Source organism: Burkholderia crassaminum (assembly GCF_964265005.1).
In the GTDB taxonomy this organism is placed as follows: Bacteria; Pseudomonadota; Gammaproteobacteria; order Burkholderiales; family Burkholderiaceae; genus Burkholderia.
This window is the reverse complement of sequence record NZ_OZ183800.1, coordinates 1,224,532-1,246,209: the sequence shown is the minus strand read 5'-3', so window position 1 is coordinate 1,246,209 and position 21,678 is coordinate 1,224,532. Positions and strand designations below refer to the sequence as shown.

Genomic DNA, 21,678 nt, shown 5'->3' with positions numbered 1-21,678 from the left:
ATTGTCGAAGCGCGCCGCGCGCGGCCGCAACGACTGAAACACATCGAAACGAAATCACGCGGTGCGGCGGCTTGCAATTCGGCGACCGGCGTACGTGCTTGAGGAGATTCGTCCGCGGTTGCCGTGCGATTTCCAGGCGCGCACCGACATTCGTTCTCGCGCCGCATCAATCAATGACGGCGGTTGCGGGCTCTCGCAGGTGATGCCGGAGGTGATCCGCCAACCGTCGCGCGTGTCGCACTGCACAGCGAACGCTTCTGCGACCGGAACAGCAGCGACACGGAACGTGCTGTCCTGCGTCAATGACATGACGCCATACCGTCGCACGACACGTCCGAACGCGACGTGACGCGCACCTACGAAACACACGTTCGAGAATCGAAGCAAAACGGGCGGCTTCGCGCCGCCCGCTTCTCCATCTGCCCACCGCAACCGGCTTCGGCTTCGGCTTCGGCCTTCCGCCTTCCGCCTTCCGCCTTCCGCCTATCAGCTATCGGCTAGCCAGCGCGGCGTTACGCAGCCATCCACGCCGGCAACCGCCCCCCGACTAGGTCGGCCGCCTGCTCGTAGCCGCGCGCGAGCTGCAGCACGGCAAGATCCGCGCGCGGACGCCCGATCAGTTGCATCCCCATCGGCAGCCCCGCGTCGTTGAATCCGACCGGCACGCTGATCACCGGGCAGCCGGCCAGCGTCCACGGCACGACCGTTTCCATCCAGCGGTGGTAGGTATCCATCTCACGGCCCGCAATCTCCTTCGGCCAGCGCTGATCGACGTCGAACGGGAACACCTGCGCGGTCGGCGCCGCGATGAAGTCGTAGCGGTCAAAGAAGCTCAGCACGGCCTGATGCCACGCGGTGCGCTCGACGCTCGCCTCGAATACGGCCGCGCCCTGCATCGCGAGCAGCCCTTCGACCTCGTAGATCGCCTCGGGCTTCAGCAGCGCGCGCCGCGCCGGGTCTTGATAGTGCGCAAGCAGCCCGCCGCCCGACAGCAGGTGCCGGTGCGCGAGCCACAGGCGCCAGATCCGGTCAGGCGCAAACGCCGGCAGTGCGACATCGACCTCGCAGCCGATCTCGCGCAGCGTCGCCAGCCCCTGTTCGCACTGCGCGAGCACGCCGGCTTCGGTCGCGAGATAACCGTTCCAGTCGCCGACCCATGCGATGCGCTTGCCGCGCAGGTCGGCGTCGAGCGGCTGCGCGAAAACGGCCGGATCCTCCGCGAGCGACAACGGATCGTTGCGGTCATAGCCGGCCTGGATCGCGAGCAGCTGCGCGACGTCGCCGACCGTGCGGCCCATCGGCCCTTCGATGCCGAGTTGCTGCACGAACACGTCGACGCCCGGCCAGCGCGGCACGCGGCCCTGCGACGGGCGGAAACCGTAGATGTTGCAGAACGCGGCCGGATTGCGCAGCGAACCGCCGAAATCGCTGCCGTCCGCCACCGGCAGCATCCGCGACGCGAGCGCCGCCGCCGTGCCGCCGCTGCTGCCGCCCGCACTCTTCGTCAGGTCGTACGGGTTGCGCGTCGCGCCGTAGACTTCGTTGAACGTATGCGAGCCGAGCCCGAATTCGGGCGTGTTGGTCTTGCCGATGAAGATCGCGCCGGCCGCGCGCATCCGCGCGACGCCCACGGAATCGGCCTGCGGCACGTTTTCGCGGAAGATCGGCGAGCCGTAGGTCGTCCGTAGCCCCTTCGTCATCGCGAGATCCTTCGGCGCCTGCGGCATCCCGTGCATCCAGCCGTGGTACTCGCCGCGCGCCAGTGTGGCATCCTTTTCCGCGGCTTCGGCGAGCAGCGCGTCGCGATCGCGCAGCGCGACGATCGCGTTGACCGCGCCGTTCACGCGCTCGACGTGATCGAGATACGCGCGCATCGTCTCGACGCACGACACGGCCTTGCTGCGGATCGCCGACGCGAGTTCGCCCGCCGACAGGCGCACGATCGGGTCGACCGGGATGGAAGCGGGAGCGAGAAGCTGCGGGGCGCCGTGCGGCATGCGGAGTCTCCTGTAGTCGGATGGAATGGCGGGCCGCATGGCGGCGGTCGCTCCCGAGCCGGCCGGGAGGGGCCGCGCCGCGGCCGATGCACTACTCTACGCGACGCCGAATCGGCGACCTCCGATATTTTCCGCCGCGATTCATTGCGGTTCCGACTAAATCGGGGCGACGGGCCAAGCTTCGCATGTGCCGCCCCCGCCGATGAAATCGTTTATGCGCATAAACTTAAATTTCTTATATTTCTATCAGGCGCGGCACGAAGCGGCGCGCGTTAACGACATTTTTACGCGGTCGCCCGTTCTCTTTAGATCGTTCGGCCCGGCGGGGCGCTACGCTGGAATCATCTCGTTCCCTGGACAACGTTCATGCTCAAGCTGCTGGTTCCGGTCGGCCACTCTCCCCGCTCGCTTCAGGCGGTTCGCCACGCGACATTCCTGTATCGCGAACGGTGCGCGTCGGAGATTGTGCTGATCAACGTTCAGGCACCGCTCGAATCGACGCGGCTAGAGGCCTACCATCCGCTGTCGCGGCTGCGTTCGATCGAGGAGAAGTTTGCGTCCGACGATCTGGCCATGGCCGAGCGAATCCTGCAGGAAGCCGGCGTCAAGTACAGCGTCGTGATGAAGGTCGGCCCGGTGGCCGATACGATCGCGACCGTGGCGGCGGAGACAGGGTGCGACGAGATCGTGGTCGTCGCGCCGCGGCACGATCCGTTGCATGCGCTGATGTCGGTGTTCCGCCGCAGCGTGATGAGCCGGCTCGTGCGGATTTCGAATGTGCCGGTCACGGCCGTGCAATGACGGGGATGACGCGCGGCAGCGCGTCGACGGCCGTTCGCTGACGGGCCGCAGGTTTGCAGCGAGCGATGCGACACCCGTGCGCGTTACTGCGTTACCGCCCACACGCGCACCGGCCTTCCCGCTGCGTTTAGTCGATGACCTTGCGCCAGAACACGAAATAGGCGGCTGCCGAAGATGCGACGAGCAGGATGGCCCACATCGGGGCGAGGCTGATCAGGACGGAAGAGACGTTAAGCATTTGGATTCCTCACTATTTCAACAGCGATGTTCAACACGCACCTGCTTGCCGGACCCGATGCATTCCTCCGCGATCTCGTTCCGTCAAATCATGCATTCATGCTATCGCTTTGAACGGTTGCGCGACCGCCCCCTGCCACCCGTATCCTGACATTCGTCAAACTCGCGCGAATCGCGTGCCTGTCGCGCTGAAAACCGTTGCGCGAATAGCTCGCCGCACGTCCGGTTCCGCCTGTCGGCCGCATTGAAGCCGCGCCCCCGTTCCGCCCCCAAGACTCGAAAAAACGGGACAGGATCACCCGGCCCGCCTCGTTTCAGCAGACGTTTACCGGGGGAACCCCCAAGTGCTTCGTCAGATGAGTCCGCGTTACGCTTGAGCGACGAGGAGACGAATCATGAGACGAGCCGTACATATCGCCGTTTTTGCGCTGCTGGCCTATCTCATCGCGGATCGCGCGGTCCTGCATGCGCAGGGGCATGACGCGAGCCCGCTTGCCTGCGAACAGGGCGCCGCGCAGGTGAAGGCCGACGCGCTCGGCCGAGGTTTCGGCGACGCAGCAGCCGGCAGCCAGAGCGAGGCATTCATGTCGGGTTGCCTGGTGACCGGGCGTGGCAACCAGGACGTCGCGCTGGCGAACCGCTGACGCGCGTCGGGCGGCGCGCCGCTATCGTTCGGGCCGGACCGGCCGAACCGAAGCCGCGTACCTCCGCGTCAATTCCCGCTGTTCACCGTCATTTTCTCGATCGACGCCGCGACCGATGTGACGGCCCGCACGCCGTTCACGGTGAACGTCTGCTCGCGATCGGCGTCGCTGCCGGGCACGCGTATCGCCATCTGCGCGAACAGGCCGTCCTTGCCGTATCCGCCAAACCAGTCGATCAGCCGGCCGATGTAGCACGTGCCGCCGACCCGGACCGGCATGTCGCCGACGATCTCGATCGTGTAGTGACCGGGCCCGTAGCTCATGTACTCGCTGCGATCGTCGCCCTGCACCGAAGCCGGAATCGGACACAGCGGCGTGTCGGAGCCGGCATCGCGCGCGGTGCTGTCGCTCACGTCGCGCAACGCCCGTTCGAGAGCCGCATGCAGCGTGCGGTCGAGCGTCGTCGCACCGGCCTTGCCGTCGTCGCGCTGCTCGATCGGCACCGACAGCCGGTAGCGATAATGCACCGTCAGCTTCGGCACCCGGTCGACGACGGTAAACGGCCGCAGCAGGTAATACTCGTCCACGCCGTAGTGGCTGTCGCGATACAGCGCATAGACGCGCCCGCGCAGGCGCACCCAATCCGCCGCCTGATTCGCGCCGCGGCCGTTCGTCGTGTACAGGTTGCGATCGAGCGCCTCGTTCGAGCTGGCGGGCACCTCGAACCGGCCGCCGTTGCGGCGCCATACGTCGACCGACGACCACAGGCCGGTCCCCTCCGCCGCGGATTCGATGACCAGGTCGCGCTGCCCGTCGCCGTCGAGGTCGATCAGCGTGTAGAACGCACGCGTCACGGTGTCGCCAGCGTCGATGTGCGACGCGTGCAACGCCTTCCATTCGTCGGCCGTCACGTCGTGGGGCCGGGCCGTCGGAAACGCCGCGTCCTGCCCGTCGTCGGACGCGCTGGAAAACTGCGCGACCGCCGTCCTGACCCGCAGCCGCTCGACGACCTGCTCGACCGGCGAAATCGGATCCGTCCGGCGCGCCTGGTCGACGAGCGCACGCAAATCGTCGAGCGCGGCCTTGTCTTCGGCGTCGGGGCGGTACGCGAGCACCGTCACCAGCCGCGTCTGCAGATCACCGATCCGCGACAGATAACGCTGTTCGATACAGCCGCGATCCGCGCCGCATTGGTCGCGCGTCTTCAGCCAGCCGAGCTGTTCGGTGCGCAACGCGGCGCGCGGCCCCTGCGGCAACGCATCGGACAGCTTCCGGTAGAAGGCCGACAGCCTGCCGTCGTCCAGGCGCAGGTCGTTCGACGCGCACACGGCCTGTTCCGTCGGGCTGCCTGCATGCGCACAGTCGAGCCCCGCGGCGAAAGATCGGGATGCAACGGCGAGCAGCACGAGCAACAACGCGCGCCGGAACGGCGCTTCAATGCGGAATGTCATGGATCGGTCTCGACGGTCGACGCTGGCTCTGCGGACGAGGCGCGGGCGGCCTCCCGCGCCGGATTGTCCACCAATTGACCGGCCGGCGAAACAGCCGGCCGCGGTCGTCGCACACGGGCGACAGCCTGTGCGATTTCCGCTACAGTGGCTTGCCCGTCATCGGGCCGCCGCGACGACACGCCACTTCATCGACAACGACAGCCAATCAACAGATGAACCATCCGCACACCGAGTTGATCCAGCGCTTCTACACGGCGTTCCAGCAACGCGACGTCGACGCGATGCTCGCCTGCTATGCGGATGACGTCGTCTTCAGCGATCCCGCGTTCGGCGAGCTGCGCGGCGACCTCGCTCGCGACATGTGGCGCATGCTGGTCGCGCGTGCGCAGGACTTTTCATTGACGTTCGGCGACGTCGACGCGGATCAGCAGGCCGGGCGCGCCGAGTGGATCGCCCACTACCGGTTCACCACGACCGGCCGGATGGTGGTCAACCGGATCGACGCACGGTTCCGGTTTCGCGACGGGCGCATCGTCGAGCATCGCGACAGCTTCGACCTGTGGCGCTGGGCACGTCAGGCGCTTGGACTGAAAGGCGCCCTGCTCGGCTGGACGCCTTTCATGCAACGCGCGATCCGCGCGCAGGCACGGAAGAATCTCGACGCGTATCGCGCACGGCGGAAGTAGCTCGCGCACCTTTACTGCTTCATCGTCGCGTTGATCAGGTCGTACGCCATGTCCGGCAGAACACCGTCCGGATTCCTGAGACCGTACTGGCGATACCAGCTTTCGTCGGCTTCGGGATGCGGGCCGACGAGCCCGACGCGTCCTTTGCCGTAGCGATAGGTCGCGGCTGCGATATCGCGGTTCGGATAGGTCGCCAGCACGACCGCGCCGGGGGCGTCCGGGAGCATCGCGCCGTCCTGGAAGTAGATCCAGCGCTTCTGCCCGCGCCACACCACCGGCGTCACCGTGTCCGCGATACCGTGAAGTGTCGAGCGCGGCCGGTCGACCTCGGAGTCGACCTCGCCGGCGACAAGCCCGAAACCCGGGTCGCCCGCCAGGTAGGCGCCCATGCAGATGCCCAGGTAGCGCCCGCCGTTCGATACGTATTGCCGCACGGCCTCGATCGAATTTTTCCCGATGCTGGCCGCCGCGCCGGGAATGTCCTGCCCGCCGCCGGGCTGCACATACAGCGCGGCGCCTGCCAGGACGGCTGGCGTGATCTTGAGTTTTTCCGCCGGCCCGACGTAGATCACCCTGAACTTGTGGCCGGATTCACGCAGGCGCTGCGCAATCGACTCGGGGCAGCCATCACATGCGGCCGGGCCGCGATAGACCAGCGCGACGGGACGGCTGGCGGAGTCACGCGCCTCGGCGTCGGCCGTGGCCGCATGAACGACCGACGCCACGACGAGGGACGCCACTACGAAAATCGATTCTCTGGCTCGCATGTGCTTGATCGACGGGATTTGAGGGCTCGCGGCCCTCCGGGACATTCCACGACGGGGCGACCGGCAGCACCGATGCCCGCGCCGTCTTTTGAAAACAGACTGAAAGTCGCGCGCAATAGAGCGTAGGCGCGCCAAAGCGGCCTGTGTGTAACGTTTCTTGCGTGCTTGTACAGATATATGCGCCGTCGGCAACCGGGCTCCCGGGGCTTCGTTATCGGTAGCGCACCTCGCCGGTCGCGGCCTCGAACGGTTCGCGTCGGCTCGCACGACAGCAGCCAAAGTCGACGCCGAAGGCACCTGACCCGAACGGACGCGCCCGGATCGCAGTCGGGCACCCCGCCGCCCGCCGCGCCTCCCGGTCACCGCCAGAACCACCCGAAACACCTTGCCTGCATCCGCCCCCAAGCAAGCCTCCGCAACACGTCGGAAAACACCCACTCCCCCGCTCCACCGAGCTTTCCCGCGTCGCGAGCCTCAACTCTTATATAAGACATAAGACATTTGACGTTATAGAGCATTGAGATTAGAATCCCGCTCAAAGCAGTGCCTGGAACAGCCCGGAGTGCCGGCAAGGCCTTCCCCTCAAACGCAATATCAGCAGGTCTCCCCATGCTTGAAAACTTTCGTGCTCACGTGGCCGCCCGCGCCGCGCTCGGTATTCCTCCCCTGCCGCTGACGGCTCAACAGACCGCCGAACTGGTGGAACTGCTGGCGAACCCGCCGGCCGGCGAAGAGCAGACGCTGCTCGAACTGATCACCTACCGCGTGCCTGCCGGCGTCGACGAAGCCGCCCGCGTGAAGGCCGGCTTCCTGGCCGCCGTGGCCAAGGGCGAGACCGCCAGCCCGCTGATCTCGCGCGAACGCGCCACCGAACTGCTCGGCACGATGCTGGGCGGCTACAACATCCAGCCGCTGATCGAGCTGCTGTCCGACGAAGCGGTCGCTGCCGTCGCCGCTGAAGCACTGAAGAAAACCCTGCTGATGTTCGACCAGTTCCATGACGTCAAGGAACTCGCCGACAAGGGCAACGCGCACGCGAAGGCCGTGCTGCAAAGCTGGGCCGACGCCGAATGGTTCACGAGCCGTCCGGAAGTGCCGCAAAGCCTGACCATCACCGTGTTCAAGGTGACGGGCGAAACCAACACCGACGACCTGTCGCCGGCCCCGGACGCCACCACCCGCCCGGACATCCCGATGCACGCGCTGGCGATGCTGAAGAACGCACGCCCGGGCATCACGCCGGAAGAAGACGGCAAGCGCGGCCCGGTCAAGTTCATCGAATCGCTGAAGGAAAAGGGGCACCTGGTCGCCTACGTGGGCGACGTGGTCGGCACCGGCTCCTCGCGCAAGTCGGCCACCAACTCGGTGCTGTGGTTCACCGGCGAAGACATCCCGTTCGTGCCGAACAAGCGCTTCGGCGGCGTGTGCCTCGGCAGCAAGATCGCCCCGATCTTCTACAACACGATGGAAGATGCCGGCGCGCTGCCGATCGAGCTCGACGTGTCGCAGATGGAAATGGGCGACGTGGTCGAACTGCGCCCGTACGAAGGCAAGGCGCTGAAGGACGGCAACGTGATCGCCGAATTCCAGGTCAAGTCCGACGTGCTGTTCGACGAAGTGCGCGCCGGCGGCCGCATTCCGCTGATCATCGGCCGCGGCCTGACCGCGAAGGCACGTGAGGCACTGGGCCTCGCGCCGTCGACGCTGTTCCGCCTGCCGCACCAGCCGGCCGACAGCGGCAAGGGCTTCTCGCTCGCGCAGAAGATGGTCGGCCGCGCTTGCGGTCTTCCGGAAGGCCAGGGCGTGCGCCCGGGCACGTACTGCGAACCGAAGATGACCTCGGTCGGCTCGCAGGACACCACCGGCCCGATGACCCGCGACGAACTGAAGGACCTCGCGTGCCTCGGCTTCTCGGCCGACCTCGTGATGCAGTCGTTCTGCCACACCGCCGCCTATCCGAAGCCGGTCGACGTGAAGACGCACCAGACGTTGCCGAACTTCATCAGCACGCGTGGCGGTATCGCGCTGCGCCCGGGCGACGGCGTGATCCACTCGTGGCTGAACCGCATGCTGCTGCCCGACACCGTCGGCACCGGCGGCGATTCGCACACGCGCTTCCCGATCGGCATCAGCTTCCCGGCAGGTTCGGGCCTGGTCGCGTTCGCGGCCGCCACCGGCACGATGCCGCTGGACATGCCGGAATCGGTGCTGGTCCGCTTCAAGGGCAAGATGCAGCCGGGCGTCACGCTGCGTGACCTCGTCAATGCGATCCCGCTGTACGCGATCAAGCAAGGCATGCTGACGGTCGCCAAGCAAGGCAAGAAGAACATCTTCTCGGGCCGCATTCTCGAAATCGAAGGCCTGCCCGACCTGAAGGTCGAGCAAGCGTTCGAGCTGTCGGATGCGTCGGCCGAGCGTTCGGCCGCCGGTTGCTCGGTGCACCTGAACAAGGAACCGATCATCGAGTACCTGAACAGCAACATCACGCTGCTGAAGTGGATGATCGCGCAGGGCTACCAGGATCCGCGCAGCCTGCAGCGCCGTATCGCGGCGATGGAGCAGTGGCTGGCCGACCCGCAACTGCTGTCGCCGGATGCCGACGCCGAGTACGCGGCCGTGATCGAGATCGACCTCGCCGACATCCACGAGCCGATCGTCGCATGCCCGAACGACCCGGACGACGTGAAGACGCTGTCGGACGTCGCCGGCGCCAAGATCGACGAAGTGTTCATCGGCTCGTGCATGACCAACATCGGTCACTTCCGTGCCGCGTCGAAGCTGCTGGAAGGCAAGCGCGACATCCCGGTCAAGCTGTGGGTCGCGCCGCCGACCAAGATGGACCAGAAGCAGCTGACGGAAGAAGGTCACTACGGTGTGTTCGGCACGGCCGGTGCGCGTACCGAAATGCCGGGCTGCTCGCTGTGCATGGGTAACCAGGCTCAGGTGCGCGAAGGCGCGACGGTCATGTCGACGTCGACCCGCAACTTCCCGAACCGCCTCGGCAAGAACACGAACGTGTACCTCGGCTCGGCGGAACTGGCGGCCATCTGCTCGCGTCTGGGCAAGATCCCGACCAAGGACGAGTACATGGCCGACATGGGCGTGCTCAGCGCGAACGGCGACAAGATCTACAAGTACATGAACTTCGACCAGATCGAAGACTTCAAGGAAGTGGCCGACACCGTGCAGCTGTAAGCACGCGCAGCGGGCTGTGACGGGCGGTTGACGTCACGGCACCACGCAATGGCGTCGCAGGCTGAATGCCCGCGGCGCCATTTTTTTATCCGGCGCCGGAACGAATTTCCGGCCCGGCCCGGTCAGTCGTAAAGCGCGTAAAGCCGGTCGGCGACGTCGAACGGCAAGCCTTCGTCGTACCCTTCCATCTCGTCGAGATCGACATACTCGCGGCCGTCGGTCGGCTTCAGCATCAGCGCCGGAACCGGCCGCGCGACCGGTACGTCCGGATAGTCGTCCGGGCCCGCGCCCTCGAAGTCATGCGGATCGAACCAGATCCCGTGATCGGCGTAAAAGCCTTCCGCGTAACGCTGCTCGATTTCGCGCAGCAGCCGGAACGTGTCCAGTTGATACGACGCATCGCCCAGGTCGCTTTCGTTCGCGTACTGCACGAACCACGCGGCGCCGAGATTCCAGTAGATCAGCAGCGCGGTGGCGCGATCGATGCTGCGGTTGTCGAGCAGCCAGCGCAGCGCGCGGCCGTTGCCGTCGTAATTGGAGCGCGCGGCGAAGCGGTGCCATTGCTCGGGCGTCGCGCCCTCGAGCCAGGTGCGGACGATATCCCACGCCTTTTGTTCGATTTCGGAATCATCCATGAATGGGGCCCTCGCGGAAGGATGAATGGCGGAAACGCGTCGAATGACCGGCGATTCTAGCGCCGCTTCGCGACCTTCACGCGCCCTCGCCGCCCGGCTCGCGGCGGATCACCAGTTCGTTGAAGCCGGTGTGCGGATCGGGTTCGCGGGCAAAGCGATGCGCGGGAAGCACGGCAATCAGGATCTCGGCGGTCGTGCGCACCATGCAGCCGCTGGCCACATGGCCGCCCGATACGCGGCCGACCACATCGGAAACGGACATGTGCAGGTGCGCGCCGTGCGGCGATACCGAGCCGGCCAGCGTCAGGATTTCGAGGTCGCCGCGCAGCTCGGTCGGCACGTCGGCACCGGCAAAGCGCAACTGCGCGACGCTCAGGCTGCCGATGCCCTGGATCACGAATGCCGCGTGCGCGTCGTGCTGACGCAATGCGTGCTCGATCGACGCGCGCAGGTCGTCGCCGGGGGAAAGACGCAAAGGGAGGGCTTGCATGGTCGAGCACCTGCCGATGGTGGTGGGGGTCGACCAAGGGTACGTTTGTGGCGTGATTCCGGCAAGTCACCCGCGCCCGGGAGCATGGCGCGCCGGCGTCGCCCCGCCCCCGCCCCCGACATCGACATTGACATCGACATCGACATCGACATCGACATCGACATCAAACAGTAAAACGCTCGCTCGCGAACTGCGCATCCGGCACGCCTGCCGTCATCGCCACCTCCCGCACGCCCTGCACGAGCGGCGGCGGCCCGCACACGTAGATGTCGGGCAGCCCGTCGTGCTGCGCGAGCGCCAGACGCAACGCATCGACCGGTGTGCCGCGCAACCCGCTCCACTCCCCGCCCGGCCGCCACACGCACAGATCGACGCGCAACTGCGGCAGGTCGACCTGCAAGCGCGCCAACTCGTCGAGCATGAACAGTTCGCTTTCCTGATTGACGCCGAAGAACAGCCGCGCGTCGGCCATCTCCTGGAATTCGGCCATGCGCCGCAGCATCGACAGGATCGGTGCGAGCCCCGTGCCGCCCGCGACGAACCAGCGCGGCCGCAGGCTGTCCGTGAACAGCCCGAAGCCGCCCATCGGCACGCGCACGGTCAGCGGATCGCCCGGCCGCGCACGCTCGCGCAGGTAGGTCGAGAACCAGCCGCCCGGCCGCAACCGGATCAGGAACTCGAGCCGGCCGTCCCAGTTGCTCGTGTTCGCGAGCGAATACGGGCGGCGCACATCGCTGCCCGGCACCTCGAGTTCCGCGAACTGGCCCGGCTCGAACTCCGCGGCCGAGCCGAACGCGTCGTCGGGTTCGATCTGCAGCTCGACGCGCAACGTGTCGGCCGCAATCGTCTCAAGTGCCGCGATCCGCGCGGTGCGCACGGGCACCGGATGCAGCAGCACCTTGGTCCGGTCGTACGGCGCGGCGACCCGCAGATCGCCGCGCGGCGTGGTCCGGCACAGCAGGACCACGCCGCGCTGGCCGGCCGGCAGCACGCCGGCGCTGTCGGGCGGCATCTCGTACGCGCCGTCGACGACGGTCGCCTGGCATGCGCCGCAGCTTCCGCGCCGGCATTGCGACGGCAGCGTGATGTCGGCGTCGGCCGCCGCCGACAGCAGATCCTGCCCGGCGTCGCAGCCAAAGCCGAAGCGCTCGCCGTCGCGTGTCGTGATCTCGATGCGATAAGTCATCGAACGATCCCGCTCAAGCGGCCCGGCGCGCCAGCGACGCGGCCAGGTCGGTGCCGGCGTCGCCGATCGGCTGGATGCCGAACTGCTCGACCAGCACCGCCAGCACGCCCGGCGTCACGAAGGCCGGCAGCGTCGGCCCGAGGCGGATGTTGCGCAGGCCGAGCGCGAGCAGCGTCAGCAGCACGGCCGCCGCCTTTTGCTCGAACCACGAGATCACGAGCGACAGCGGCAAGTCGTTCACGCCGCATTCGAATGCGTCGGCCAGCGCCGTCGCGATCCGGATCGCCGAGTAGCTGTCGTTGCACTGCCCGAGGTCGAGCAGGCGCGGAATGCCGCCGATATCGCCAAACGCATGCCGGTTGAAGCGGTACTTGTTGCAGCCGAGCGTCATCACGACCGTATCGTCGGGGGCCTGCTCCGCGAACTCGGTGTAGTAGTTGCGGCCCGGCGCCGCGCCGTCGCAGCCGCCGATCAGGAAGAAATGGCGGATCTGTCCGGCCTTGACCGCGTCGATGACCTTGTCCGCGACACCGAGCACCGCGTGCCGGCCGAAACCGACCGTGATCGTCTGCTCCGGCGCCGTGGCCGGGAACCCGGGCAGCGCTTGCGCGGCGCGGATCAGCATCGAGAAATCATGATGCTCGAGATGGCGCACGCCCGGCCAGCCGACCGGCCCGGTCGTGAAGATCCGCTGACGATACTGCGGCATCGGCTCGATGATGCAGTTGGACGTCATCAGGATCGGTCCGGGGAAATGCGCGAAGTCGCTCTGCTGGTCCTGCCATGCGCCGCCGTAGTTGCCGACGAGATGCGGGAAGGCCTTCAGCACCGGATACGCATGGGCCGGCAGCATCTCGCCGTGCGTGTACACATGAATGCCCGTGCCCGCAGTCTGTTCGAGCAGCGCGTGCAGATCGCCGAGATCGTGGCCCGACACGAGGATCGCCTTGCCCGCTACCGGCGACACGCGCACGGCAGTCGGTTGCTGCGCGCCGAAACGGCCGGTGTTCGCGCTGTCGAGCACCTCCATGACCGTCAGGTTCAGCTGGCCGAGTTCGAGTGCCTGCGCGAGCAGCGCGCTGACGTCGGCGGGGTCGCGCGCGAGAAACGCGAGCGCCGCCTCGATCCCCTCGTAGATATCGTCGCGCTCGTAGCCGAGCACCCGCGCATGATGCGCATACGCGCACACGCCCTTCAGCCCGTACAGCACCAGCGCGCGCAGGCCGACGATGTCCGCCCCCACCTTGTCGAGCCCCTGATCGACGCCCACGCTCGCGGCCTGCGCCAGCAGGCCGGCCAGATCGTCCGCCGGCTGCCACATCGCCGGCCCGTGCTGCGCCGGGACGACCGTTCCCGCCGCCCGCGCACTCACATCACAGGCGGCCTTCACGCGGTCGCGCACCTGCGCCGCTTCGCGCAGCAGCGCGACGAAACGTGCCGCGTGGAAATTCACGTTGGTCAGCGTCGTGAACATCGCGTACAGCACAAAGCGGTCGGCGTCGCGATCCGGTGTGCCCATCGCTCGCGCGATCGCGCCGTATTGCGCAATGCCCTTCACCGCATGGACCAGCAGGTCCTGCAGGTCGGCCGTCGTTGCATCCTTGCCGCAGTTGCCTTTCGCCGATGCGCAGCCGGGCCGCGCGCCGGTCCGGTCGGTCTGTTCGCATTGATAGCAAAACACGGTGCTCTCCTTTCTCGATCATGGGGGCGCGGGTCGGCGCGAACGGCGGCGGAACGCGCGTTCCTGGCCGCCGGGCATCCCGCCCGCTTCAAGATGCGTGGTGCATGCATCTTTTTTCATGATGTTTCGGCACGCGCTTCGCAACCGTGATGCAGATCAAGAATCCGGACGCACTCGGGTGAGGCAACTTGTCGCTACGACTGCCCGCCGGCCGCGGTTGCGTGCTCGTGTTCGTCGTCGGCATCCGCGCCTTCGATGCTCCAGTCGCCGTATCGATACCAGTCGTCGCCGAGCAGCTCGCTAGGGTGCTGCGTGCGGCTGGAGCCGTTGCCGCAGCGCATCGCGTGCGTCGGGCAGTAGTTGTCGCATCCCCAGCAGATCCGCTCCGGATGCACGGGATGCAGCGGAAATTTCTTGGCCATGATCTTGTCTTCCCGGTGTCGTTTCATCCGCTACCAGTCGACTCTAGTTCACCGGCGCACACGGGCCATGCGGCATTCGTTCGCACCGGCGGCGCTGCATCGGCTAGGCACGCGCGGGCGATTGGTCTAGGCTGCACGGTATTCCGCGGCGCGAGCCGCCCACCCGATCCCTGCCCGATGACCGCCATTCCGAACCGACGATCCCGCCTGCGCGGCGGCCTGCTTGGCCTGCTGATCGGCGACGCACTGGGCGTCCCGTACGAATTCCACGACGCGGCGTCGATCCCGCCGCCCGCCGCGATCGACATGACGCCGCCGCCTGGCTTTGCACGCGCACACGACGGCGTGCCGCCCGGCACCTGGAGCGACGACGGCGCGCAGGCGCTCGCGCTGCTCGACGCGCTGTCGGATGACCGCGACCTGAATCTCGATACGTTCGCCCACAACCTGCAGGACTGGTTTCATCGCGGCGCCTTTACGCCCGACGGCCGCGTGTTCGACGTCGGCCTGCAGACGCAGCGTGCGTTGCACGCGCTGGCGGCCGGCGCGGCGCCGGCCGTTGCCGGCCCCAGCGACGAGCGCGACAACGGCAACGGCTCGCTGATGCGTTGCTTCCCGGTACTGATGGTCGCCGCATCGCCCGACGAAGTGATCCACCTCGCGCGCAGGCAGAGTGTCGTCACGCACGGCCACGTGCGCTCGCAGCTGTGCTGTGCGCTCTATGGCCTGACGGCATGGGGCATCGTCGAAGGACAACCGGCGCCCGACGCGGTGCGCGCGGCCGAAGACGAACTCCTGGCGCGCTACGCGGGCACCACCGACGAGATCGAACTGAAGGTCGTGCTCGATGGCCGCTTCGACGCGCCGCAAGGGTCCGGCTACGTGGTCGACAGCTTCTGGTCGTCGATCCATTGCCTGTTGTCGACGCGCAGCTACGAAGACTGCGTGAAGCGCGCGATCGCACTCGGCAACGACACGGATACGACGGCGGCCATCGCGGGCAGCCTCGCCGGCGCGCTGTACGGCGAGCACGCGTTACCCGACCGGTGGATTGCAGCGCTGCGCGGAAAAGAACAGGTCGAGGGCTGGCTCGCGAAATCGTGAGCGCATCGCGCAATCGCCGGTCAACCGGTGAATCAGACGCGGCGAGTCGAACCCGACCGCACCGAACCACCGCATCACCCTGAGAGGACAGTCGCATGCTGCGTGCAATCAATCCCCCCGGCGCCACGATTCCCGGCATTTCGCAAGCAATACTCGTGGAAGGCGGCCAACCGCTGTACTTGTCCGGGCACGTTCCGTTCGACACCGACGGCACCGTGGTCGGCACCGATCACGCGACGCAGCTCGATCAGGTGTTCCGGAACATCGCCGCTACACTTCGTGCCGCGGGCGTCGGCTTCGAGTCCGTCGCGCGACTCACGCTCTACGTCCGCGACTTCGATTCGAGCCTGTTGCCGCAGATTCGCGAGGTGCGCGACCGGTGGGTCAATACCGCCTGTCCGCCCGCGAGCGCGCTCGTCGGCGTGGCTTCGCTCTTCCACCCCGACGTGCTGGTTGAAGTGGACGCGTTCGCGATCGTTCCTGCGGCGAAGTGATCCGGCTCCCGCGCATCACGCGCGCCGGTCGCTCGCCAGCAGCCCGTACAGCGCGCTGTCCGACACTTCATCGCCGACGATCCAGCGCTCGCGCAGCACCCCTTCCCTCACGAAGCCGAGCCGTTCGAGCAGCCGCGCCGACGCGACGTTGCGCGGATCGATATCGGCTTCGATCCGGTTCAGCCGCAGCGTGCCGAACGCGTGATCGATCACCGCCGATGCCGCCTCGCGCATGTAGCCGCCGCTCCAGTACCGGCGCCGCAGGCTGAAGCCGATCTCGGCGCGCCGGCATTGCTCGTTCGCATGGAACAGTACGCATTCGCCCAGTGCTTCGCCGGTTTCCCGCAGTTCGAGCACGCAGATCAGGTCCTGCCCGCTCGCGGACGTCTTCAGGTTGCGCGTTACACGCTCGATCGCCTGTTCGATGTGCGTCATCGGCGAGAACGAGAAATAGCGCATGGCTTCCGCATCCGACCAGATCTCGAAGAAGGCGTGCGCGTCGGCTTCGCGTAGCGGCCGCAGCACGAGGCGGGAAGTATCCAGCGTGACAGGTTCGAACAGGGGCATGGCGACAGTCGGTCGGAAAACGGGATCGTGAATTAGAACACGCAAGCCGCAAGTCGGCCATCGCGCGCGTTTGCACGCGCCGTCACGCCACGGCAACCAGATCGCCGCACAACAAAAAGGCCCGGACATCGCCCGGGCCTCCGCTCCTCATCCGTTACCGCCGGCCGCGCTTACGCTTCAAGCGCTTCGAGCACCTTCCCCTTCGTCTCGATGCCGACGAAGTGCACAGTCACCGCCGCGATCAGCGGCACGATGCCGATCAGGTAGAACGCCGGCGCGAGGTTCCCGCCGATGATCGCGTGCGGCACCACCATCGGCGCGACGAACGATGCGATCTTCAGCCATGCGCTGCCGAGCCCGCAGCCCGACGCGCGGATACTCGTCGGATACTGCTCAGGCGTATAGACGTACGCGGTAATGAACCCCGACGCCATCAGGCCGAGCGACAGCGAGCAGAAGATCGACACGACATACACCGACGACGCGTGATAGACACCCGCGAACGCCAGCGACAGCGCGCACAGCACGAACGACCACACGATCACCGGCTTGCGGCCGAGCTTGTCGACGAGCAGCGCCGATGCCAGCGACCCGAGCACGCCCATCACCGAGCCGATCACCGCGAGGTTCAGCGCGAGCTGCAACGGCGCGTGATAGAAGTTCTTGTAGATCGTCGGCAGCCACGTCGACAGCCCGTACTGGATGAACCCGCAGGTTGCCCACAACGTCGCCACCGCGAGCGTGCGCTTGCGATACGCGGCGCTGAACAGGTCGCTCATCCGGCGCTTCGGGTGCTGGCGCACCATCTCGTCGAACGCGGCCACCTGCGCGACGGGCGGCAGTTCACCGCGCACCGACGCTTCGAACACGCTTGTTGCACGCCCGGCTTCCGCGAGCCGCCCGCGCGATGCGAGCCAGCGCGGCGACTCCGGCACGAGGCGCGTGAGCACGAGCGACAGGATCAGCGGCAGCCCGCCGACGAAGTACATGATCTCCCAGCCGAAGCGCGGCACGAGCCACGCGCCGAGTGCCATCGACACGAGCAGGCCGATCGGGAACACGATCTCGTACAACAGCACGAAGCGGCCGCGGCCATGTGCACGCGTGATCTCGTTGATGTACGTCGCGGCGACCGGCAGCTCGCCGCCCAGGCCGAGGCCCTGCAGGATCCGCAGCAGCACGAAGATCTCGAACGTCGGTGCGAAACCGCACGCGATGCTCGTGATGCCGATCACGGCCGAGCTCCACGCGATCGCCTTCACGCGGCCGTGCTTCTCCGCCAGCGCCGGAAACAGGAAGGCGCCGATCAGCTGGCCGATCGCGCCGGAGGCGATCAGCAGGCCGATCTGCGTCGGCGACAGCCCCCATTTGTGAATCAGCAGCGGCAGCGTGGCCGCGATCGTGATCACGTCGAAGCCGTCGAAGAACGTCGCGGCGCCGATCAGCAGGCGGGCGCGGAGCTGCATCGCGTTGGCCGGAAGCCGCTCAAGCCGCGCGATGATCGCGCCGGGCGTGGAGGCGGCAGCTTCCATCGTGGCGCGACCGGCCACGACGTTGTCGAAAGTGCTCATGCGGGGTGTCTCCTATGTCTCGTCGCCCGGTCAGGCCAGTGGCTTGCTCGTGTCTGCCAGCGCTTCCGTATCCACTGCCCGGCCCTGGTTCATCCACTTGCGCGCGAGCTTCAGCTCACGCGCGTTGTTCACGGCGATGACACCTCTCACATGTCCTTCGCCCACGAAAAACAGCGTCGCGCGGCGCGCGGCAAGCTCGCCGCGCACGACGAGCCGCGCATCGGCCGGCAGGTCGCCGAGGATCTGCAGGTTCACGTCGTACTGATCGGACCAGAACCACGGAATCTCCGCGTACGGCGCGCGCACGCCCAGCACGGCCTTCGCGGCCGCGATCGCCTGGTTCTGCGCGTTGGCCCACGATTCGAGCCGCACGCGCCGTTTCAGCCAGCCGTTGTGATGGTTCGCGACGTCGCCGCACGCAAAGATCGCCGGGTCGCTCGTCGCGCCGAATTCGTCGACGACGATGCCGTCGTCGATCGCCAGCCCAGCATCGCTCGCGAGCGACGCGTTCAGCGCGAGGCCGATGCCGGCCACCGCGAAATCGGCATCGATCGTCGTGCCGTCGGCGAGTGTCGCGCGTACCTTCGATGCATCGTCCGGCTGCGCGTCGAGCGATGCGAGTGCCGCGCCGAGACGCACGTCGACGCCGTTCGTGCGGTGCAGGTCGAGCAGGAAATCCGACACGACCTGCGGCACCGAGCGGCCGCACAGCCGCGGCGCGCCTTCGACCACGACCGCTTCGACGCCGAGCTTGCGCGCGGTCGCCGCGACTTCGAGGCCGATCCAGCCGCCGCCGATCACGAGCACGCGCCGGCTGGCGCGCAGCCTCTCGCCGAGCGCGGCCGCTTCGTCGAGCGTGCGCAGGTAATGTAGGTTCGGGGTCCTCACGAGTGCGTCCGGCAGGCGGCGCGACGTGCCGCCGGTCGCGATCACGAGGCGATCGTATTCGATCTCGCGGCCGCTTTCGGTTGTCACGACGCGGCGCGCACGGTCGATCGATGCGGCGCGTTCCGGCTGCCATGCCTCGACGTTCAGCGCGTCGAATTCGTCGGGACGCACGACGCGCACGGTTTCGATGTCGGCGTCGCCGGCCAGCACGGCCTTCGACAGCGGCGGGCGCTCGTATGGCAGATGCGGCTCGTCGGCGATCATCACGAGACGGCCCGCGAAGCCTTCCGCGCGCAGCGTCTTCAGCACCCAGCCGGCGGCCTGGCCGCCGCCGATCACGACGACCGTGCCGGGCGCGGGCTGCGCCTGTGTGTTCTCTTCGCTCATGATTTGCGCTCCGTCATGAACTTGCCTTCCGGCGCCTTCGCGTTCTTCTGCCGGCGCGTGTTGCCGTCGAGGCCGCCGTCGACGGCCCACTCGGCGAACACGGTCGGGCCCGGCTCGAATTCGCGCGGCTGCCACTCGGGCGTCAGCATGTCTTCGTCCGCGTAGTACTCGATCAGGCCGCCGGCCGGGTTCTGGAAGTACCAGAAGTACGCGGACGACACCGGGTGACGGCCCGGGCCGAGTTGCGTTTCCCAGCCGCAGCGGTCGATGTGCATGCCGCCGCCGAACACCTCGTGGATGTCGCGCACGGTGAACGCGACGTGGTTCAGGCCGCGCTTGCCATTCGGCAGCGCGAGCAGGAACAGGTCGTGGTGGCCGCCGTGCGGCGCGCAGCGCATGAATGCACCGCGGCCCGGGTAGCGGTCCGACGTCTCGAAGCCCAGCAGCTCGTGATAGAACTTTTCCTGCGCGTCGAGGCAGTTCGTGAAGAACACGACATGCCCGACCTCGACCGGCTCCGCACGCGCATAGATCGGGCTCGGCTGGTCGACGCGCAGCGTCTGGCCCCACACGTTCGACGGCGAGCCCGTGATGCCGAGTTCGCGCTTGCGCGTGACTTCGACGCGGATCGCCATCCCGTTCGGGTCGGTGCAGCCGAGCGCATCCTTGCGTGCGTAAAAACCGGGCTGGCCGGCGAACTTGCCGCGCAGCGCGTCGAGTTCCTGCTGCGTCGCGACGCCCCACGTGACTTCACGCAGCGTCGGGCCCGCTTCGAACGCGGGCGGCAGCGCCGGATCGTCGGCCTTGACGACCAGCACGGTGCAGCCGTTCATCGTCTCGAAGCGTGCTTGCGTGTCGTCGTGCTCGACTTCCTTCAGCCCCCAGTCGGCGAAAAAGCGCCGGCAGGTCGCGAGATCGTCGACACCGTACGTGATCTGCTCGATTCCCAAAATGCTCATTGCGTTTTTCCCCTTCGCTCAGTTCGCCCACGGCAGCGGCGCGTCGTTCAAGCCCCAGTAGAGGCTCTTCTGCTGCATGTACTCGCGGATGCCGAGACGCCCCTTCTCGCGGCCCATCCCGCTCTCCTTCCAGCCCGAAAACGGCGTGGAGATCGAGAACAGCTTGTAGGTGTTGATCCAGACGGTGCCGGTTTCCAGCGCACGCGCGATGCGCCATGCGCGCTTGTAGTCGCGCGTCCAGATGCCGGCCGCCAGCCCGAACACGCTGTCGTTCGCCTGCGCGATCAGCGACGCTTCGTCGTCGAACGGCATCGCGACGAGCACCGGGCCGAAGATCTCTTCCTGGCAGATGCGCGCGCTGTTCGGCAAGCCTTCGAGAATCGTCGGCTGGTAGAAGAAGCCGTTCTCGCGACCGTCGCCCGACGGCCGCTCGCCGCCGCACAGCAGGCGGCCGCCTTCCTCCAGGCCGAGTGCTACGTAGCGCTCGACCGATTCGCGATGCTTCGCGGTGATCAGCGGCCCCATCTGCGTGTCGGCGCGCGTCGGATCGCCCACGCGCAGCTTGCGGGCGCCGGCCACCAGGCGCTTCATGAATTCGTCGTACACCGAGCGCTGCACGAACAGCCGCGAACCCGCGATGCACGCTTCGCCCGACGAGCTGAAGATGCCGTACAGCACGCCGTTGACCGCGTGATCGAGATCGGCGTCGTCGCACACGATCGTCGGCGACTTGCCGCCCAGTTCGAGCGACACCGGCATCAGCTTCTCGGCCGCGATGCGCGCGATGCCGCGGCCCACTTCGGTGCCGCCCGTGAACGACACCTTCTTCACCAGCGGATGACGCACGAGCACGTCGCCGATCACCGAGCCCTTGCCCGGCAGCACGCTCAGCACGCCCTTCGGCACGCCGGCTTCCTCGCAGATGCGTGCCAGCGCGAGCGACACGAGCGGCGTGACTTCGGCCGGCTTGAGCACGACCGCGTTGCCGCCGGCGAGCGCCGGCGCGAGCTTCTGCGCATCGGACGCGATCGGCGAATTCCATGGCGTGATCGCCGCGATCACGCCGATCGGCTCGTACACGCTCATCGTCAGGTAGTCGCCGCGCGACGGCGTCAGTTCCTCGTCGAGCGTTTCGAGGCACGCCGCGAAATAGCGGAACGTGTTCGCGGCGCTGGCCACCAGCACACGCGTCTCGCTGATCGGCTTGCCGTTGTCGCGACGCTGCAGGTTCGCGAGCGCTTCATGGCGCTGCATGATCAGGTCGGCGATGCGGTACAGCACCTGCGCGCGCTGGTGCGGCTTCAGCCCGGCCCAGTCGGCGCGGCGCCATGCGGCGTCGGCGGCCACGACGGCTTCGGCCGCATCTTCCGCGTTCGCCGTCGACACTTCCATGTTCAGCGACTGGTCAGCCGGATAGATGCTCGCGTAAGGCGCGCCGCGGCCGCGCCGCCATTCGCCGCCGATCAGGATGTTGCCGTCGGGTACGAGGCTCGTATCGAAAGGAGTCATGTCACAA

At 67.2% G+C, this 21,678-nt stretch carries 20 protein-coding genes; 6 read left to right on the top strand and 14 right to left on the bottom strand.

What is annotated here, in order from left to right:
• Positions 1-54: 54 nt before the first annotated feature.
• The gene (locus tag ACPTTF_RS22690; protein ID WP_423368299.1) at positions 55-309 is read right to left on the bottom strand and encodes a hypothetical protein; all 255 of its coding nucleotides are present in this window, start codon (positions 307-309) and stop codon (positions 55-57) included.
• 203 nt (positions 310-512) lie between these two features.
• Positions 513-1,997 (bottom strand): amidase, encoded by a 1,485-nt coding sequence (locus ACPTTF_RS22685; RefSeq protein WP_423368298.1) that lies wholly within the window; start codon positions 1,995-1,997, stop codon positions 513-515.
• A 366-nt stretch (positions 1,998-2,363) separates the two neighbouring features.
• Here ACPTTF_RS22685 and ACPTTF_RS22680 point away from each other — a divergent pair, with 366 nt between their 5' ends.
• Both ACPTTF_RS22680 and ACPTTF_RS22675 read left to right on the top strand, forming a co-directional pair.
• Positions 2,364-2,798, top strand: a complete 435-nt coding sequence (locus ACPTTF_RS22680; protein ID WP_166951520.1) for a universal stress protein — start codon at positions 2,364-2,366, stop codon at positions 2,796-2,798.
• 632 nt (positions 2,799-3,430) lie between these two features.
• Positions 3,431-3,679: an adhesin gene (locus ACPTTF_RS22675; protein WP_166951518.1), complete on the top strand. Its 249-nt coding sequence runs from the start codon at positions 3,431-3,433 to the stop codon at positions 3,677-3,679.
• 68 nt (positions 3,680-3,747) lie between these two features.
• Here ACPTTF_RS22675 and ACPTTF_RS22670 read toward each other — a convergent pair whose 3' ends face one another.
• Complete coding sequence (locus ACPTTF_RS22670) at positions 3,748-5,130, bottom strand: lysozyme inhibitor LprI family protein (protein WP_423368297.1); 1,383 nt, start codon at positions 5,128-5,130, stop codon at positions 3,748-3,750.
• A gap of 212 nt (positions 5,131-5,342) precedes the next feature.
• Between ACPTTF_RS22670 and ACPTTF_RS22665 the strand changes: the two genes are divergently transcribed.
• Positions 5,343-5,816, top strand: coding sequence for a nuclear transport factor 2 family protein (locus ACPTTF_RS22665; RefSeq protein WP_423368296.1), 474 nt, complete (start codon positions 5,343-5,345; stop codon positions 5,814-5,816).
• Between the two features lie 11 nt (positions 5,817-5,827).
• Here ACPTTF_RS22665 and ACPTTF_RS22660 read toward each other — a convergent pair whose 3' ends face one another.
• The gene (locus ACPTTF_RS22660) at positions 5,828-6,556 is read right to left on the bottom strand and encodes a BPL-N domain-containing protein (RefSeq protein ID WP_423368295.1); all 729 of its coding nucleotides are present in this window, start codon (positions 6,554-6,556) and stop codon (positions 5,828-5,830) included.
• Between the two features lie 636 nt (positions 6,557-7,192).
• Between ACPTTF_RS22660 and acnB the strand changes: the two genes are divergently transcribed.
• Positions 7,193-9,778 (top strand): bifunctional aconitate hydratase 2/2-methylisocitrate dehydratase, encoded by a 2,586-nt coding sequence (gene acnB, locus ACPTTF_RS22655; RefSeq protein WP_166951506.1) that lies wholly within the window; start codon positions 7,193-7,195, stop codon positions 9,776-9,778.
• Positions 9,779-9,900: 122 nt separating this feature from the next.
• On the opposite strand, the gene ACPTTF_RS22650 is transcribed toward acnB, so the two are convergent.
• The 5 genes from ACPTTF_RS22650 to ACPTTF_RS22630 all read right to left on the bottom strand — a co-directional run bounded on the left by ACPTTF_RS22650 (position 9,901) and on the right by ACPTTF_RS22630 (position 14,192).
• Complete coding sequence (locus tag ACPTTF_RS22650) at positions 9,901-10,413, bottom strand: DUF4274 domain-containing protein (RefSeq protein WP_166951503.1); 513 nt, start codon at positions 10,411-10,413, stop codon at positions 9,901-9,903.
• Positions 10,414-10,489: 76 nt separating this feature from the next.
• Positions 10,490-10,903 carry a PPC domain-containing DNA-binding protein gene (locus ACPTTF_RS22645; RefSeq protein ID WP_423368294.1) on the bottom strand — a complete coding sequence of 138 codons (414 nt, stop codon included), beginning with the start codon at positions 10,901-10,903 and terminating at the stop codon, positions 10,490-10,492.
• 163 nt (positions 10,904-11,066) lie between these two features.
• The gene (locus tag ACPTTF_RS22640; protein WP_423368293.1) at positions 11,067-12,089 is read right to left on the bottom strand and encodes an FAD-binding oxidoreductase; all 1,023 of its coding nucleotides are present in this window, start codon (positions 12,087-12,089) and stop codon (positions 11,067-11,069) included.
• 13 nt (positions 12,090-12,102) lie between these two features.
• Positions 12,103-13,770, bottom strand: a complete 1,668-nt coding sequence (hcp, locus tag ACPTTF_RS22635; RefSeq protein WP_423368292.1) for a hydroxylamine reductase — start codon at positions 13,768-13,770, stop codon at positions 12,103-12,105.
• A 194-nt stretch (positions 13,771-13,964) separates the two neighbouring features.
• A complete protein-coding gene (locus ACPTTF_RS22630; RefSeq protein ID WP_423368291.1) occupies positions 13,965-14,192 on the bottom strand; it encodes a DUF3079 domain-containing protein in 228 nt (75 codons plus the stop codon).
• A 177-nt stretch (positions 14,193-14,369) separates the two neighbouring features.
• On the opposite strand from ACPTTF_RS22630, the gene ACPTTF_RS22625 reads away from it, so the two are divergent.
• Positions 14,370-15,296: an ADP-ribosylglycohydrolase family protein gene (locus ACPTTF_RS22625; RefSeq protein WP_423368290.1), complete on the top strand. Its 927-nt coding sequence runs from the start codon at positions 14,370-14,372 to the stop codon at positions 15,294-15,296.
• Positions 15,297-15,391: 95 nt separating this feature from the next.
• Complete coding sequence (locus ACPTTF_RS22620; RefSeq protein WP_423368289.1) at positions 15,392-15,790, top strand: RidA family protein; 399 nt, start codon at positions 15,392-15,394, stop codon at positions 15,788-15,790.
• Positions 15,791-15,805: 15 nt separating this feature from the next.
• On the opposite strand, the gene ACPTTF_RS22615 is transcribed toward ACPTTF_RS22620, so the two are convergent.
• The 5 genes from ACPTTF_RS22615 to ACPTTF_RS22595 all read right to left on the bottom strand — a co-directional run bounded on the left by ACPTTF_RS22615 (position 15,806) and on the right by ACPTTF_RS22595 (position 21,671).
• A complete protein-coding gene (locus ACPTTF_RS22615) occupies positions 15,806-16,357 on the bottom strand; it encodes a GNAT family N-acetyltransferase (RefSeq protein ID WP_423368288.1) in 552 nt (183 codons plus the stop codon).
• 170 nt (positions 16,358-16,527) lie between these two features.
• Positions 16,528-17,928: an MFS transporter gene (locus tag ACPTTF_RS22610; RefSeq protein ID WP_423368287.1), complete on the bottom strand. Its 1,401-nt coding sequence runs from the start codon at positions 17,926-17,928 to the stop codon at positions 16,528-16,530.
• Between the two features lie 30 nt (positions 17,929-17,958).
• Complete coding sequence (locus tag ACPTTF_RS22605) at positions 17,959-19,203, bottom strand: NAD(P)/FAD-dependent oxidoreductase (RefSeq protein ID WP_423368286.1); 1,245 nt, start codon at positions 19,201-19,203, stop codon at positions 17,959-17,961.
• Positions 19,200-20,162, bottom strand: a complete 963-nt coding sequence (locus ACPTTF_RS22600; protein ID WP_166951473.1) for a VOC family protein — start codon at positions 20,160-20,162, stop codon at positions 19,200-19,202. The genes ACPTTF_RS22605 and ACPTTF_RS22600 overlap by 4 nt, the downstream gene beginning before the upstream one ends.
• Before the next feature lie 18 nt (positions 20,163-20,180).
• A complete protein-coding gene (locus ACPTTF_RS22595; protein ID WP_423368285.1) occupies positions 20,181-21,671 on the bottom strand; it encodes an aldehyde dehydrogenase in 1,491 nt (496 codons plus the stop codon).
• Positions 21,672-21,678: the final 7 nt, after the last annotated feature.

What these genes read in the sequence shown, in the direction of transcription:
- ACPTTF_RS22670 (WP_423368297.1), bottom strand. Translation starts at nt 5,130, where the DNA reads ATGACATTCCGCATTGAAGCGCCGTTCCGGCGCGCGTTGTTGCTCGTG.
- ACPTTF_RS22690 (WP_423368299.1), bottom strand. Translation starts at nt 309, where the DNA reads ATGTCATTGACGCAGGACAGCACGTTCCGTGTCGCTGCTGTTCCGGTC.
- ACPTTF_RS22600 (WP_166951473.1), bottom strand. Translation starts at nt 20,162, where the DNA reads ATGAGCATTTTGGGAATCGAGCAGATCACGTACGGTGTCGACGATCTC.
- ACPTTF_RS22610 (WP_423368287.1), bottom strand. Translation starts at nt 17,928, where the DNA reads ATGAGCACTTTCGACAACGTCGTGGCCGGTCGCGCCACGATGGAAGCT.
- ACPTTF_RS22685 (WP_423368298.1), bottom strand. Translation starts at nt 1,997, where the DNA reads ATGCCGCACGGCGCCCCGCAGCTTCTCGCTCCCGCTTCCATCCCGGTC.
- ACPTTF_RS22650 (WP_166951503.1), bottom strand. Translation starts at nt 10,413, where the DNA reads ATGGATGATTCCGAAATCGAACAAAAGGCGTGGGATATCGTCCGCACC.
- ACPTTF_RS22595 (WP_423368285.1), bottom strand. Translation starts at nt 21,671, where the DNA reads ATGACTCCTTTCGATACGAGCCTCGTACCCGACGGCAACATCCTGATC.
- ACPTTF_RS22640 (WP_423368293.1), bottom strand. Translation starts at nt 12,089, where the DNA reads ATGACTTATCGCATCGAGATCACGACACGCGACGGCGAGCGCTTCGGC.
- ACPTTF_RS22645 (WP_423368294.1), bottom strand. Translation starts at nt 10,903, where the DNA reads ATGCAAGCCCTCCCTTTGCGTCTTTCCCCCGGCGACGACCTGCGCGCG.
- acnB (WP_166951506.1), top strand. Translation starts at nt 7,193, where the DNA reads ATGCTTGAAAACTTTCGTGCTCACGTGGCCGCCCGCGCCGCGCTCGGT.
- ACPTTF_RS22680 (WP_166951520.1), top strand. Translation starts at nt 2,364, where the DNA reads ATGCTCAAGCTGCTGGTTCCGGTCGGCCACTCTCCCCGCTCGCTTCAG.
- ACPTTF_RS22615 (WP_423368288.1), bottom strand. Translation starts at nt 16,357, where the DNA reads ATGCCCCTGTTCGAACCTGTCACGCTGGATACTTCCCGCCTCGTGCTG.
- ACPTTF_RS22675 (WP_166951518.1), top strand. Translation starts at nt 3,431, where the DNA reads ATGAGACGAGCCGTACATATCGCCGTTTTTGCGCTGCTGGCCTATCTC.
- ACPTTF_RS22625 (WP_423368290.1), top strand. Translation starts at nt 14,370, where the DNA reads ATGACCGCCATTCCGAACCGACGATCCCGCCTGCGCGGCGGCCTGCTT.
- ACPTTF_RS22605 (WP_423368286.1), bottom strand. Translation starts at nt 19,203, where the DNA reads ATGAGCGAAGAGAACACACAGGCGCAGCCCGCGCCCGGCACGGTCGTC.
- ACPTTF_RS22665 (WP_423368296.1), top strand. Translation starts at nt 5,343, where the DNA reads ATGAACCATCCGCACACCGAGTTGATCCAGCGCTTCTACACGGCGTTC.
- ACPTTF_RS22630 (WP_423368291.1), bottom strand. Translation starts at nt 14,192, where the DNA reads ATGGCCAAGAAATTTCCGCTGCATCCCGTGCATCCGGAGCGGATCTGC.
- ACPTTF_RS22620 (WP_423368289.1), top strand. Translation starts at nt 15,392, where the DNA reads ATGCTGCGTGCAATCAATCCCCCCGGCGCCACGATTCCCGGCATTTCG.